General features: G+C 64.3%; 12 protein-coding genes. 7 read left to right on the forward strand and 5 right to left on the reverse strand.

Going from position 1 to position 13786, the window contains the following annotated elements; all coding sequences use genetic code 11:
• Nucleotides 1–161: 161 nt before the first annotated feature.
• From E2I15_RS35985 to E2I15_RS35995, 3 genes are read right to left on the reverse strand one after another with little or no spacing between them, the layout of a single operon-like run.
• Nucleotides 162–1094 (reverse strand): GNAT family N-acetyltransferase, encoded by a 933-nt coding sequence (locus tag E2I15_RS35985; RefSeq protein WP_137480999.1) that lies wholly within the window; start codon nucleotides 1092–1094, stop codon nucleotides 162–164.
• Nucleotides 1095–1105: 11 nt separating this feature from the next.
• Nucleotides 1106–2158 carry an amidohydrolase family protein gene (locus E2I15_RS35990; protein ID WP_137481000.1) on the reverse strand — a complete coding sequence of 351 codons (1053 nt, stop codon included), beginning with the start codon at nucleotides 2156–2158 and terminating at the stop codon, nucleotides 1106–1108.
• Nucleotides 2159–2201: 43 nt separating this feature from the next.
• Nucleotides 2202–3017, reverse strand: coding sequence for an MBL fold metallo-hydrolase (locus tag E2I15_RS35995; protein WP_137481001.1), 816 nt, complete (start codon nucleotides 3015–3017; stop codon nucleotides 2202–2204).
• Between the two features lie 184 nt (nucleotides 3018–3201).
• Here E2I15_RS35995 and E2I15_RS36000 point away from each other — a divergent pair, with 184 nt between their 5' ends.
• A complete protein-coding gene (locus E2I15_RS36000) occupies nucleotides 3202–4146 on the forward strand; it encodes an alpha/beta fold hydrolase (RefSeq protein WP_246668216.1) in 945 nt (314 codons plus the stop codon).
• Nucleotides 4147–4236: 90 nt separating this feature from the next.
• Here E2I15_RS36000 and E2I15_RS36005 read toward each other — a convergent pair whose 3' ends face one another.
• Nucleotides 4237–5754: a permease gene (locus E2I15_RS36005; RefSeq protein ID WP_137481002.1), complete on the reverse strand. Its 1518-nt coding sequence runs from the start codon at nucleotides 5752–5754 to the stop codon at nucleotides 4237–4239.
• On the reverse strand, nucleotides 5751–6503 hold the full coding sequence (locus tag E2I15_RS36010; RefSeq protein ID WP_137481003.1) for an ABC transporter ATP-binding protein: 753 nt from the start codon (nucleotides 6501–6503) through the stop codon (nucleotides 5751–5753). The genes E2I15_RS36005 and E2I15_RS36010 overlap by 4 nt, the downstream gene beginning before the upstream one ends.
• 296 nt (nucleotides 6504–6799) lie before the next feature.
• Here E2I15_RS36010 and E2I15_RS36015 point away from each other — a divergent pair, with 296 nt between their 5' ends.
• The 6 genes from E2I15_RS36015 (at nucleotide 6800) to E2I15_RS36040 (ending at nucleotide 13722) form a co-directional block, all read left to right on the forward strand.
• Nucleotides 6800–7675: a branched-chain amino acid ABC transporter permease gene (locus E2I15_RS36015; protein WP_018269126.1), complete on the forward strand. Its 876-nt coding sequence runs from the start codon at nucleotides 6800–6802 to the stop codon at nucleotides 7673–7675.
• A gap of 10 nt (nucleotides 7676–7685) precedes the next feature.
• On the forward strand, nucleotides 7686–8837 hold the full coding sequence (locus tag E2I15_RS36020; RefSeq protein ID WP_137481004.1) for a branched-chain amino acid ABC transporter permease: 1152 nt from the start codon (nucleotides 7686–7688) through the stop codon (nucleotides 8835–8837).
• Nucleotides 8834–9592, forward strand: coding sequence for an ABC transporter ATP-binding protein (locus tag E2I15_RS36025; protein WP_028336610.1), 759 nt, complete (start codon nucleotides 8834–8836; stop codon nucleotides 9590–9592). Before E2I15_RS36020 ends, E2I15_RS36025 begins: the two co-directional genes overlap by 4 nt.
• Nucleotides 9593–9602: 10 nt before the next feature.
• Nucleotides 9603–10382 carry an ABC transporter ATP-binding protein gene (locus tag E2I15_RS36030; protein WP_137481005.1) on the forward strand — a complete coding sequence of 260 codons (780 nt, stop codon included), beginning with the start codon at nucleotides 9603–9605 and terminating at the stop codon, nucleotides 10380–10382.
• A 140-nt stretch (nucleotides 10383–10522) separates the two neighbouring features.
• Complete coding sequence (locus tag E2I15_RS36035; RefSeq protein ID WP_137481006.1) at nucleotides 10523–12361, forward strand: AMP-dependent synthetase/ligase; 1839 nt, start codon at nucleotides 10523–10525, stop codon at nucleotides 12359–12361.
• Between the two features lie 161 nt (nucleotides 12362–12522).
• Nucleotides 12523–13722 (forward strand): ABC transporter substrate-binding protein, encoded by a 1200-nt coding sequence (locus E2I15_RS36040; RefSeq protein ID WP_137481007.1) that lies wholly within the window; start codon nucleotides 12523–12525, stop codon nucleotides 13720–13722.
• Nucleotides 13723–13786 lie beyond the last annotated feature (64 nt).

Genomic DNA, 13786 nt, shown 5'->3' on the forward strand with positions numbered 1-13786 from the left:
TCCCCGCGCAAAGGCTTCGCCTTTGTCGCCGGAGGTGCGAGCGGAGCGAGCCTCAAGAGATGCACGGCCCCGCCGGTGGCCGTCGACCCTTCGAGACGCGCTACGCGCTCCTCAGGGTGACGGGCCTAAATTTGCTGTTGTCGGACTTGTGCTGCAGGGCTCTACTGAAACCGCCGCTCGCGCGCGGCGATCAGCTCGCGTCGCGGCGCGCTGAAGCGGCAGGTCTCGTGCTGGGGCCGGAAGCCGAGCCGGCGATAGATCTTCAGCGCGGGCGCGTTGCGGCTCGAGACGTTGAGCCAGCAGGGGTGCTCGATCGAGACGTCGTGCGCAGCCAGCACACGATAGACCAATAGCTGGCCGAGCCCGCGTCCCTGCCGCACCGGATCGACGGCGACCGACTCGATCCACATCGAGTTCCGCTCGGACTCGGTCAGGCAGAAGCCCGACATCTGGCCATCCTCCGACGCAATCCAGACTTCGCTCTCGGTCAGGACCTGCGCCATCTCCTCCGGCGAATACAGGCGGAAGGCGGCGTCCGAGGCATAGGCGGCATTGTGGATGCGCGCGACCTCGCCCGCGCAGGCGGTGACGTCGCTGACCTGCTCGATGGTGGCGCGCGCAGCCGCGAGCGTGCGCGCCGGCTGCAACGGCTCGACGCACTTCATCCCGATCTCGGACTCGACATGAACAAAGCCGAAGGTAGCGACGAAGGCCATACCCGCAGGCCAGTCGCTGCTCACCAGCGTCTGCACGGTGAGACCGGGATCGGCGTCGATCGCAAGCACCTCGTCGAACAGCGCGAGGCCAATCCGGTGGCGCCGCATCTCGGGCGCCACGACGATCTTGAGGAATCGGGAATGGTGCGCGCCCTGGTCGCGCAACGACGACTCGGCTAGGCCGCAGAGCGCGCCATCGCGCTCGGCGACACGGAAGTCCCGCCCGCCGCGGTTCTGCGGCAGCTTCAGGAACTGGTCCCATTGCGGCAGCGTGACAGGGCCTAGCCGCGGTTCCACCGCGGCTGCCTTTGCGTAAAGTTCGACCACCGCTTCCGCATCAGCCTCTCGAAGCGGCCGGATGGTGATGCCGTCATCCATGAGTCGGAAGCTTACCCGATATCGAGCCGATAGACATCCTTTGCCGTCTTCAAGAACAACGCCGTCTTTTCGGCTTCGCTATATTGTGATGCAAGCCGTTTAAAGGTGTTGAAGATGACCTGGTAACTGCATTGCCCCTTATCAGGTGGGAAGTTGCTCTCGAACATGCAACGGTCCGGACCGAACGCCTCGATGCAGGTCTCGACATAAGGCCGCCAGGCAGCGGCGAGTTCCTCCGACGAGGGCGGCCTGGGGCGGAGGTGGAAGTCGTAGCCGAGCAGGCACATCGCCAGCCCGCCGAGCTTGACCACCACATTCGGGCATTTGGCGATCTCCAGGATCGACGCCTTCCAGACCGGAAAGGTTTCCGCGCGCTTGCCGGCGAAGCGGCCGGTGCCGACCGGGCCGCCGCAATGGTCGAGAACGATCCTGGTATCGGGAAAGGCGCGAGCGAGGTCGGTCAGCTCGCCGATTTGCGGGTGGAACAACCAGGCATCGAAGCTGAGGCCGAGTGGCGCCAGGCAGGCGAACCCCCTACGAAAGGTGGAGTCCAGCAGAATGCCCTTCGGCCGGTTCGCGTACATGTGGGCGACGTCGGGGTCCTCGTCCCAGGCCGAGGAGTGGCGGATGCCGCGGAACCGGCCGTTGCCGGCGGCAATCTCCGCCTCCAGCACCGCCTTGGCCTGATCGCCGATCAGAAGGTTAACGTGGCTGACGATGCCGGCGCAGATCGCCGCCTTGCCGTAGCCGCCACTCGCCGCCATCGCGGCGACGCCGTTGGCGAACTCGACCTCGCCAACCGGACGGAACGCCTCCGGGCCGTCGGCGCGATACATCGATCGGCAATCGACATAGACGGTCGCCACGATGTTGTGGCCGGACGCGATGTCGTCGGACATCTCCTCGATCAGATAGCGCAAGCCCCCGCGATCCCAGAGATGGTGATGCGGATCGACGATCGGCCGGGCCGGATCGATGATCTCCTCGGTGTATTGGGCGAGCCAGTCTTCGCGCGGATTGGCATAAAGCCCGCTGGCGGAGGCGGGCAGAGTGCTGGCAACCATCGATTTTCACTCCCGTTTGGTTTTGCTTCTTCTTGAAGAGACGTCACACCCCGTCGAGGATGATCACCGTCGGCGTCGCCGGCAGGGTGTCGCGCGAGATCCGCAGGGTGCGCTCGCCGCCGCGGCGATCGATCTCGAACTGCTGGCCGATCAGGCGCATGAACTCGTCGAGCGGGGTGGCGAAGCGGTGCATCGGCAGCACGACGGCGGCGCGCAATCGCCTGGTGATCTCGGAGATGCCGTCGAGCGACATCGTATAGGTGCCGTCGATCGGCACCATCACGATGTCGAGCCGGCCGATCGCGGCGAAATGGCTGTCGTCGAGCTTGACGTGGAGGTGGCCGAGATGACCGATGCAGAGGCCGGCGACCTCGAAGATGAAGATCGAATTGCCGTCCTTGATCATCTCGCCGCCGGAGTCTTCGCCCCAGTAGCGGCGGATGTCGGTGGTGACATTGCGGATATAGACGTCGCCAATCCGCTCAGCGTAATGCGCGGCCTGGCCGTTCTCGCCCCAGCCATGCAGCACGTGGGGAATCTTGGGGTCGGGAAACAGCGTGTAGTGGGTCGCGTGGGCCCGGTTCATGGTCGCGACGTCGGGCAGCCGCCCGGTCCGATAGACGCCGTTATAGTCGGTCGCGATCCGGATGCCGCCGGGCGTGTCGATATAGTAGGTCGAATGGCCGGCATAGGTGATCGCGACCTCGTCGGCTTTGGCTGCGACGCGCCGGTAGTTCACCGGGAGGGCGCGCGGCGGCGCATTGGCCATCGCCAGGCATTCGCTGCGCTGGGCATCCTGCGCGAAGGCGTGGCTGGTGAACGTTCCCAGCAAGACGAGCGCGGCGAGCAATCTCAGCATGATGTGTTCCGCCTTCTTCCGCCTTCGGCGATATCCGCCGAGGTGAGATTATCGCGCAATCGGCGCGCCGTCATGATGAGGTCGGCGCATCGCTCCATGGCGCTGATTGCAACGCGATCCAGCGGATTGTTGCGTCGAGACGCGCTAGGATGCCGCGCAGACAACCAGGATCAGGGAGTTATGCGTGACTGACACTGCCTCCGCGCCGCGCGCGCCTTCGACCAGGCGGCTCGAACCATTGCGCCATGTCGACGCAGGCGTGCTCAACATCGCGTATTACGAGGCTGGTCCGGCCGAGGGGCCGGCCGTGATGCTGATGCATGGCTTCCCCTACGACATCCACTCCTATGTGGACGTTGCGCCTGCGCTGGCGGCGCAGGGTTGTCGGGTCATCGTGCCCTATCTGCGCGGCTACGGACCGACGGCCTTCCGCGACAAGGCAACGCCGCGGTCGGGCGAGCAGGCGGCGGTCGGCGCCGACATGATGGCGCTGATGGACGCGCTCGGCATCGAGCGCGCGGTGTTCGCCGGTTATGACTGGGGCGGCCGCGCCGCATCGATCGGTGCGGCGCTGTGGCCGGAAAGGTGCATCGGCCTCGTCTGCACCAACGGCTACATGATCCAGGACATCGCGCATGCGATGGTGCCGGCGCCGCCGGATCGCGAGGTGGCGCTGTGGTACCAGTACTATTTCCAGCTTGAGCGAGGGCGGGCGGGGCTCGCCGCCCACCGGCGCGGCATCGCCAAAATCCTGTGGTCGCAATGGTCGCCGAGCTGGGCGTTCGACGACGCCTGCTTCGAGCGGACTGCGGTCGCGTTCGACAATCCTGACTATGTCGACGTCGTGATCCACAGTTATCGGCACCGTTACGGCGTTGTCGATGGGGATCCCCAATATGCGGATTTGCAGCGGCGGCTGGACGCGTTGCCTGTCATCAGGGTTCCCGCCATCACGCTCGACGGCGCCGACGACGGTGTGACGTTCGCGACCGACGGCAGTCGCACCGCGGCAAAGTACACTGGCCGCCTGGCCCATCGCCTGATTCCGCATGCCGGCCACAATCTGCCGCAGGAAGCGCCGGAGGTGTTTGCCGCCGCGGTGCTGGAGGTGATGAAGGCTAAAGCATGATCCGGAAAAGTGCGAAGCGGTTTTCCGAAAAGATCATGCTCAAACAAGGAACCAAAGCGCGGTGATGATTCAACCTAATCTCATCGCGCTTTAGCGCCGCGGGCTGATCTTCCAGGCGATCGCAAGCGTCAGCAGCGTCAGAATGCTGCTGACCAGCGCGGCCGTCGGGATTGTCAGGGCCAGCGCCGCGGTTGCGGCCCAGCCGATCGAGGAGAAGGCTTCCGCGAAAGTGGCGATGCGCGAGGAGGTCTGACGCCGGCGGAATTGGCTGCGCTTGGCCTGCGCGCGGAACCAGAGCTGGACGGCGGCGGCGGATGTGGTCGCAATGATGATTGCGATCGCCGTGACCGCGGCCTGCCCTGGCGAGGCAAACGCCAGCGCGGTCACCAGCGGGGCGAAGACCACGGCGATTGCGATCAGGACCACCTCGACCTTGGCACGGGTCACGCGTGACGGCGGCAGCGGCGCGGTCGCCACCAGATCGGGCGCGTCCTCGCCGGAGATGGTCAGCCAGGCGAGGCCGCCCGCGAGCTGGCCTGCGGCCATGACGATGACGGGCGTAATCAGCACGATCGCGGTCGACGTACCGGAGAAGCTGCGCCACAGCATCAGCGCCGGCGGCAGCAGATAGAGCATCTGCATCAGGCTCTGCGACAGCAGCCACGGATCGCGGCGCAGCAGCAAAAATTCCTTGCGCCGCAGCGCCTGCTGCCGCGAGCCCGCCCGGAACGCGCGGGCGCGTCCCCGCGTCACCGCAGCCGGATTGGCGGCGACGCTGGCGACCGTATCGGCAAACCGCGGTGCGAATATCGCCATCACGCCGCCGAGCATCACCAACGCCGCAGCGAGCAACAGCATCATGATTTCGAGGTCGCCGAGCGATGCCCGCGCCGGCCACCACAGCAGGCTGTCGGGGGCGGGGGCAATTCGCGCCGCGGTTTCCGAGGTCAGAAAGGCAAAGCGCGACAGCGTGCCGTAGGACAGCACGGCCACGACCTGCAGCGCGATGACGAAGCCCGCACCGATCACGGCGGAGACGACCTGCGCCACCAGCCGTGTTCGGCTCGGCCCGATCAGGCGGAACAGGAACGCGGTGACGGCGATCGCGGTGGCGGCCGCCGACAGCCCGATCGCAAGGACGACGCCGAAGCCGGCGAGCCAGCGCGGGCCGCCGAGATAGACCAGCACGTCGATGAACGGCGTCGACAGCAACAGCGCCATGCTGCTCACCGTCAGCGCGATCGCGGCGATCCGGATCGAGAAGATGTTGGTGAGCTTTGCCGGTGACGACATGATCAAATCGAGATCGGCGCGGGCGTAGAATACGCGCGTCACCGACTCGATCGCCTGCGAGAGCATCAGCGCCCAGGCCAGGAAGATCGTCGCGGTCAGCACGATCAGGGACGACGGGTCGAGCGGAAACCGCAGGTCGGCATAGCGGCTGACCACGGCATAAGCCGGCAGATGCAGGATCGCCGCGAAGCTCAAGAGGCCGATCACGGCGCGATTGCGCCGGCGCCGGCCGCCGGTCATCATCGCCAGCCATTCGCGCCACGCCAGGCGGAATTCGTGGCGCGCGAACCAGGTGAGATGGGCGACCGAGCTCACGCGGCCGCCGCTTCGGTATCGACCAGCGCGATGAACATATCCTCGAGGGTGGTGTCGTTGCGGCCGTTCTGCTCGCGCAGCTCGGCCAGCGTGCCCTCGGCGATCAGCCTGCCGGCCGCGATCACGCCGATCCGGTCGGCCATCCGCTCGGCGACTTCGAGAATGTGGGTCGTCATGATCACGGTGCAGCCGGCGCGGACGCGCTCCTGCAGCAGCCCCTTGACGTGACGCGCCGACAGCGCGTCGAGGCCAGTCAGCGGTTCGTCGAGAATGATCAGGCGGGGATCGTGCACCAGCGCGCCGGCGAGCGCGACCTTCTGGCGCATGCCCTTGGAGAAGCCTTCGCAGCGCTCGTTGAGATGCGGCTCGAGCCCGAGGGACATCAGGAGATCTCGCGCCGAGCTCTCCGAGGTGCGCGGATCGATGCCCCAGAGGCCGGCGACGAATTCGAGATACTCCAGCGGAGTCAGCTTGTCGTAGATCATCGGCTCGTCGGACACCCAGGCCATGATCTGCTTGGCGGCGACCGGATCGGCGAGCGCGTCGATGCCGAGGATCGCCACCGAGCCGGCATCGGGCCGCAACAGCCCCGCCACCATGCGCAGCGTCGTGGTCTTGCCGGCGCCGTTCGGCCCGAGCAGCGCATAGAATTCGCCGACACGGATCGTGAGATCGAGCGCGTCGACCGCCGGGCGGTCAAAACGCTTGGTTAACCCTCGCACGGCGAGTGCGGACAGTTCAGGTGTCATGGCGTGGTGGCGATCCGGAAATTCGCTCGTCGGTTGCGCAAGCTTTGGACAAAAACCGTTTCGGTGCAGTGAATCGCACGGGGCAAATCAAAGGTGATATCCGTATTAGTCCGTGCTGCGGCAAATCTCCGCAAATGTGATGATACAGCGACAACAGCGGTTTGTTGACAGGGATCGGGCGTTTTGGCTCAATCGGGGCGGACATAGGCGGCTTTCAGCGCTCCAGACACAAGGGCGTGAAGGCGGGATGCAACGAGCGATCGGATAAGAATCGCCGGGCATCGGGGAGGGAAACGATGCTGGACTTTGTTCAGCAGCTCGTCAGCGGCATCGCGCTCGGCTGCGTTTACGGCCTGATCGCGCTCGGCTTCGTGCTGGTCTACAAGGCAACCGAGGTCGTCAATTTCGCGCAAGGCGATTTGATGATGCTGGGAGGCTTTTTCGCCTTCACCTTCATCGGCATGCTCGGGTTGAATTACTGGGTCGGGTTCGCCGGCGCGGTAATCTGCATGGCGCTGTTCGGCATGCTGGCCGAGCGGCTCGTGGTGCGGCCGATCCTCGGTTATCCGCAGTTCTCCATCATCATGGCGACGATCGGGCTCGGCTATTTCCTGCGCTCAATCTCCGGCATGATCTGGGGCACCGACGACTTCAAGATCGAGACGCCGTTCAGCCAGGGCGTGCTTCGGATCGGCAGCCTGGTGCTCGCCTACGACAAGCTGTCGGTGATCGCGGCGACCATCATCCTATGCGCGCTGCTCTATCTGTTCTTCAACCGCACCACGCTCGGCACCGCGATGCGCGCCAGCTCCGAGAACATGCTGGCTGCCTATTACATGGGCATTCCGGTCAAGCGGGTGGTCTCGATCGTCTGGGCGATCTCGGCCGCGGTCGCGACCTGCGCCGGCGTGCTGCTGGCGCCGATCACCTTCATTCATTCCAATGTCGGCCTGGTGCTGGGGTTGAAGGCGTTTCCGGCCGCGGTGCTCGGCGGCTTCGGCTCGATCCCGGGTGCTGTGGTCGGCGGCGTCCTGATCGGCGTGATCGAGAGCATGGCCGGCTTCTATTTGCCGCAGGGATGGAAGGACGTCGCGCCATACATCGTGCTGCTGGCGGTGCTGCTGCTCAAGCCCGAGGGCCTGTTTGGCCTTCATGTCCGGAAGAAAGTCTGAGGAGCGACACATGCGGTTTCTCTTCAAGACCGACTATGAAGACGACATCAAGCTGTTCCCACATTCGGGCTACATCTACTCCTACGGCCTGTTGCTGGCGGTGCTGCTGATCGCGCCCTACGTGCTCTCAAGCTATCTGATGAGCCAGCTGGTCTTCGTCTGCATCTACGCGACGGTCGGCGTCGGGCTCCTGATCCTGACCGGCTTCACCGGACAGGCCTCGCTCGGCCATGCCGCGTTTCTTGCGATCGGCGCCTACACCGCGGCCTATCTGCAGCAGTTCAATGTGCCGTTCCCGGTCTACTTCCTCGCCGCGGGGCTGTTGACCGGCGTGGTCGGCGCGCTGGTCGGATTTCCGGCGTTGCGGCTGCAGGGCATCTATCTGGTGATCGCGACGATCTCCTTTGCCTTCATCGTCGAGGAGATCCTGGCGCGCTGGGAAAGCGTCACCAACGGCAACGAGGGCATGCGGGTCAAGACCATGCAGCTGCTCGGCACGACCGTGTCGCGCGACGGCCCGACCTTCTATTACCTCTGTCTTGCGGTGCTGGTGCTGACCATCGTCGGCACGCTCAATCTGCTGCGCTCGCCGACCGGGCGCGCCTTCGTCGCGATCCGCGACAGCGAGACCGCGGCGCGCAGCATGGGCATCAATGTCGCGCTCTACAAGGTGAAGTCGTTCGCGATCTCGGCGGCGATCACCGGCTTTGCCGGCGTGCTGTTCGCGCACAAGCTCTCCTTCATCTCGCCCGAGATGTTCACGCTGCAGCTTTCGATCGAGTTCATCATCGTGACCCTGATCGGCGGCACGTTCAGCCTGCACGGCGCGGTGCTGGGCGCGATCTTCCTGGTCATGATCGATCCGTTCCTGACCTATCTGAAGGACGATATGCCCGGCGTGATCGGCGGCATTGCTGCGACCCTCGGCGCCGGCACCGAGCGCGCGGGCCACATCCAGGACGCCGTCGCAGCCTTCGCCTCCGCCAACGGACTGAAAGGCGCGATCTACGGCATCATCATCGTGCTGTTCGTGCTGTTTGAGCCGCTCGGACTCTACGGCCGCTGGCTCAAGATCAAGCTGTTCTTCCAGCTGTTCCCGCTCTACAAGCGCGCGACCTTCAAGCGGCAGAAGATCTATGTGAAATCGGAGCGGAACAGATGAGCTATTTCCGCGCCGAGAACCTGTCGCTGCATTTCGGGGGCCTCAAGGCGGTCGATGCGGTCAGCTTCGCGGTCGAGAAGGGCGAGATCCTGTCGATCATCGGGCCCAACGGTGCCGGCAAGAGTTCGATCTTCAACCTGATCTCGCGGATCTATCCGCCGACCTCCGGCAAGATCTTCTTCGAGGATCAGGACATCACCCAGGAGCCGGCCTACGATATCGCGAAACTCGGCATCGCCCGCACCTTCCAGAACATCGAGCTGTTCGAGAACGCGACCGTGCTGAGCAATCTCCTGGTCGGTCGCCATCGCCATTCCACCACCCGGCTGTGGCAGGAGCTGTTGTTCCTGCCGAGCGTCCGCGCCGGCGAGAAGGCGCATCGCCGCCGCGTCGAGCAGGTGATCGAGTTCCTTGATCTCGAGCCCTACCGCGACAAGCTGATCTCGGGACTGCCTTACGGCGTGCGCAAGGTGATCGAGCTGGCGCGGGCGCTGTGCTCGGAGCCGAAGCTGATCCTGCTCGACGAGCCGTCGTCAGGCCTCAATGTCGAGGAGACCGACGACATGTCGTTCTGGATCCGCGACATGAAGAGCGAGCTCGGCATCACGGTGCTGATGGTCGAGCACGACATGACGCTGGTCAACCGGGTCTCCGACCGCGTCATCGCGTTGAACTACGGCCGCGTGCTGGCGATGGGCTCGCCGTCCGAGGTGCAGCACCATCCCGACGTCGTCGCAGCGTATCTCGGCGCATGAGGATGATGCCATGAGCACAGCGGACATCATCCTGAAGCTCTCCAACATCGAGAGCTATTATGGGCCGATCATGGCGATCCGCGGCGTCAGCCTCGAGGTGCCGCGCGGCCGGATCGTGACGCTGCTCGGCGCCAACGGCGCCGGCAAGACCACGGTTCTGAAGACGATCTCCGGCATCCTCGACCCGCAGAAGGGCTCGATCGAATTCCTCGGCAAACCGATCCAGCGCATGGAGGCCGACCGGATCGTGCGGCTCGGTCTCAGCCACGTGCCGGAGGGGCGCGAGGTGTTTCCGTTCCTGTCGGTGCGCGAAAACCTGATGATGGGCGCCTATCTGCGCAAGGACCGCGACGGTGTGGCGCAGGACCTCGAGCGCGTCTACGGCTATTTTCCACGATTGAGGGAGCGGCTCGGCCAGCCCGCCGGGCAGCTTTCGGGCGGCGAGCAGCAAATGCTGGCGATCGGGCGGGCGCTGATGAACCGGCCGACCCTGCTGCTGCTCGATGAGCCGTCGCTCGGGCTGTCGCCGATCCTGGTGAAGGAGATCTTCACCATCATCCGCCGCGTCAATGAGGAGCAGGGCATGTCGATCCTGCTGGTCGAGCAGAATGCCAAGCTCGCGCTGGAGACGGCGCATTACGGCTATGTGCTGGAGATCGGCCGCGTCGTCATGAACGATACCTGCGAGCGGCTGATGAATTCGCCCGATATCCAGGAGTTCTATCTCGGCGCCAAGGAAGCCGGCGCGCGGGGCGAGCGGCGCTGGAAAAAGAAGAAGACGTGGCGTTGAGAAGGACTTGGTGCTGAAAATTGGCGCCGAGGAAGGTTTGGCACTGAAAGAGAGTTGGAGCTAGATTTAAGGCCTGTTTCGCCAACAAGACCGGCACGAGGGGCCGGCGGGCGAGACGGGCGGCAGAGGAGGGAGCGCGCATGGCAGGACCAGCGGTGCTGACGGTTGCCGACACGATCGCGAGGAGCTTTCTGCTCGCGGTTCAAACGCGTGGCGACAGGCCCGCGATCCGCGAGAAGAAGTTCGGCATCTGGCAACCGACCAGCTGGCGCGAATGGCTGCAGATTTCCAAGGACATCGCCTTCGGCCTGCATGCGACCGGCTTTCGCCCGGGCGACGTCGCCTCGATCATCGCCAACGCGGTGCCGGAATGGGTCTATGCCGACATGGGCATCCTGTGCGCCGGCGGCGTCTCGTCCGGGATCTATCCGACCGATTCGGCGGCGCAGGTCGAATACCTCATCAATGATTCCCGCACGCGGGTGATCTTCGTCGAGGACGAGGAGCAGCTCGACAAGGTGCTGACCTGCCGCTCGCGGTGTCCGACGCTGGAGAAGATCGTCGTGTTCGATATGGAGGGCCTCTCCGGCTTCTCCGATCCGATGGTGCTGTCGCTTGCCGAATTCACCGCGCTCGGCCGCAACCATGCCCAGGGCAGCGATGCCTTGTGGGACGAAATGACCGGCAGCCGCACCGCCTCCGATCTTGCGATCCTGGTCTACACCTCCGGCACCACGGGCCCGCCCAAGGGCGCGATGCACTCCAACCGCAGCGTGACGCACCAGATGCGCCACGCCAACGACCTCTACCCCTCGACCGACAGCGAGGAGCGGCTGGTGTTCCTGCCGCTCTGCCATGTCGCCGAGCGAGTCGGCGGCTATTACATTTCGCTCGCACTCGGCTCGGTGATGAATTTCGCCGAGAGCCCGGAGACGGTGCCGGACAATCTGCGCGAGGTGCAGCCGACCGCGTTCCTCGCGGTGCCCCGGATCTGGGAGAAGTTCTATTCCGGCATCACCATCGCGCTGAAGGATGCGACCCCGTTCCAGAACTGGATGTATGCCCGCGCGCTCGCGATCGGCAACCGGATGACCGAGTGCCGGCTGCAGGGCGAGGCGCCGCCCTTGTCGCTGCGGATCGCCAACCGCGCGGCCTATTGGCTGGTGTTCCGCAACATCCGCCGCATGCTCGGGCTCGACCGCTGCCGGATCGCATTGACCGGCGCCGCGCCGATCTCGCCGGATCTGATCCGCTGGTATCTCGCGCTCGGCATCGACATGCGTGAGGTCTACGGCCAGACCGAGAATTGCGGAGTCGCGACCATGATGCCGGCGGACCGCATCAAGCTCGGCTCGGTCGGCAAGGCCGCGCCTTGGGGCGAGGTGATGATCTGCCCGAAGGGCGAGATCCTGATCAAGGGCGACTTCCTGTTCATGGGTTATCTCAACCAGCCGGAGAAGACCGCCGAGACGATCGACGCGAAGGGCTGGCTGCACACCGGCGACGTCGGCACGATCGACAATGAAGGCTATGTCAAGATCACCGACCGGATGAAGGACATCATCATCACCTCCGGCGGCAAGAACATCACGCCGTCCGAGATCGAGAACCAGCTCAAATTCTCGCCCTATGTATCGGATGCGGTCGTGATCGGCGACAAGCGGCCGTATCTCACCTGCCTGATCATGATCGACCAGGAGAATGTCGAGAAATACGCCCAGGATCATGACATTCCCTTCACCAATTACGCGAGCCTGTGCCGCGCCCGCGAAATCCAGGATCTGATCCAGCGCGAGGTCGAGGCGGTCAATGTGAAGTTCGCGCGCGTCGAGACGGTCAAGAAATTCTATCTGATCGAGCGCCAGCTCACGCCCGAGGACGAGGAGCTGACGCCGACCATGAAGCTGAAGCGCAGTTTCGTGAACAAGCGCTACGCCGCCGAGATCGACGCCATGTATGGCGAACGCGCGGTGGCATAGGGCATGATCCGGAAAAGTGTGAAGCGGTTTTCCCTCGCGACAATCGCGCAGCGCTTGTGCGGAGATCATGCTCAAAGAAGGATTCGACGACGCCGAATTAGCGAAGGAGCGAGCCGGCCCGACCCTTCGCTCAACATGGGCCATGTAAGGAGGAGACTGCAATGTCGAAATCGCTGAAGGCGCTAGGCCTTGCGGTGAGCGCGTTGGCGCTGACCTGTCTGCCGGCCGCAGCCCAGACCAAGGTCACCAATGAAGGCATATCGCCGACCGAGATCGTGATCGGAACGCACCAGGACTTGTCCGGACCGATCAAGGTCTGGGGCGTTCCGGTGTCCAACGGCATGAAGATGGCGGTCGAGGAGATCAACGCCGGCGGCGGCATCAACGGCCGCAAGATCAAGATGATCCTGGAGGATAACGGCTACGATCCGAAGAAGGCGGTGCTGGCCTCGCAGAAGATGGTCGAGCGCGACAAGGTGTTCGCGATGATCGGACCGATGGGCTCGCCGACCGTGCTCGCCGCGCAGGACGTCCTGTTCGATGCGGGTGTGCTGCAGCTGTTCCCGCTGACGGCCGCCGAATTCACCTTCAAGTTCGATCCCGCCAAGCCGCAGGAGCGGTTGAAGTTCAACAACCTCCTGCCCTATGTCGAAAGCACGCGCGCCGCGCTCAAATACATGATGGAGTGGAAGAACTTCAAGAAGCCCTGCATCATGCATCAGGATGACGAGTACGGCAAAAACGTGCTCGACGGCTTCACCCAGCAGCTCGGCGCGATGAAGGTGCAGCCGGCCTCGGTCACGAGCTACAAGCGCGGCGCCTCCGATTTCTCGGCGCAGGTCGCCAAGATGAAGGCCGACGGCTGCGACCTCGTCGTGCTAGGCACCGTGATCCGCGAGACCATCGGCGCGATGAACGAGGCCAAGAAGCTCGGCTGGGACGTAACCTTCCTCGGCGCCACCCCGACCAACGTGCTCGAAGTGCCGGCGCTCGGCAAGGAAGCCGTCGAAGGGCTCTATGCGGCGTCGGGCTTCGAGATTCCCTACGAGGACACGGCCAAGGGCAAAGTGAAGGACTGGCTGGTGAACTACAAGAAGATGTTCAACACCGACGCCAACACCCAGGCGATCATCGGCTACAACGCGGTGATGACCTTCGCCTTCTACGCGCAGAAGGCGGGCAAGGATCTCACCGGCCAGAAGATGCTGGACTCGCTGGAGTCAGGCGACAAATTCCTCGACATCTTCAGCTCGCCGCCGACCAAGTTCTCCAAGACGGATCATCTCGCCAACACCATCACCCAGGTGCAGGAGGTCAAAGGCGGCCGCTGGGTTCTGGTGAAGGACAATTTGATGTTCTGAGCGGCATTCCTCGGGATCGTCGTTCCGGGATGGTGCGTCAGCACCAGACCGCAGGTGGGCAGTT

It is taken from the genome of Bradyrhizobium sp. BR2003, assembly GCF_009720285.1.
Classification (GTDB): Bacteria; Pseudomonadota; Alphaproteobacteria; order Rhizobiales; family Xanthobacteraceae; genus Bradyrhizobium; species Bradyrhizobium elkanii.

What these genes read in the sequence shown, in the direction of transcription:
- E2I15_RS35985 (WP_137480999.1), bottom strand. Translation starts at nt 1,094, where the DNA reads ATGGATGACGGCATCACCATCCGGCCGCTTCGAGAGGCTGATGCGGAA.
- E2I15_RS35990 (WP_137481000.1), bottom strand. Translation starts at nt 2,158, where the DNA reads ATGGTTGCCAGCACTCTGCCCGCCTCCGCCAGCGGGCTTTATGCCAAT.
- E2I15_RS35995 (WP_137481001.1), bottom strand. Translation starts at nt 3,017, where the DNA reads ATGCTGAGATTGCTCGCCGCGCTCGTCTTGCTGGGAACGTTCACCAGC.
- E2I15_RS36010 (WP_137481003.1), bottom strand. Translation starts at nt 6,503, where the DNA reads ATGACACCTGAACTGTCCGCACTCGCCGTGCGAGGGTTAACCAAGCGT.
- E2I15_RS36015 (WP_018269126.1), top strand. Translation starts at nt 6,800, where the DNA reads ATGCTGGACTTTGTTCAGCAGCTCGTCAGCGGCATCGCGCTCGGCTGC.
- E2I15_RS36020 (WP_137481004.1), top strand. Translation starts at nt 7,686, where the DNA reads ATGCGGTTTCTCTTCAAGACCGACTATGAAGACGACATCAAGCTGTTC.
- E2I15_RS36025 (WP_028336610.1), top strand. Translation starts at nt 8,834, where the DNA reads ATGAGCTATTTCCGCGCCGAGAACCTGTCGCTGCATTTCGGGGGCCTC.
- E2I15_RS36030 (WP_137481005.1), top strand. Translation starts at nt 9,603, where the DNA reads ATGAGCACAGCGGACATCATCCTGAAGCTCTCCAACATCGAGAGCTAT.
- E2I15_RS36035 (WP_137481006.1), top strand. Translation starts at nt 10,523, where the DNA reads ATGGCAGGACCAGCGGTGCTGACGGTTGCCGACACGATCGCGAGGAGC.
- E2I15_RS36040 (WP_137481007.1), top strand. Translation starts at nt 12,523, where the DNA reads ATGTCGAAATCGCTGAAGGCGCTAGGCCTTGCGGTGAGCGCGTTGGCG.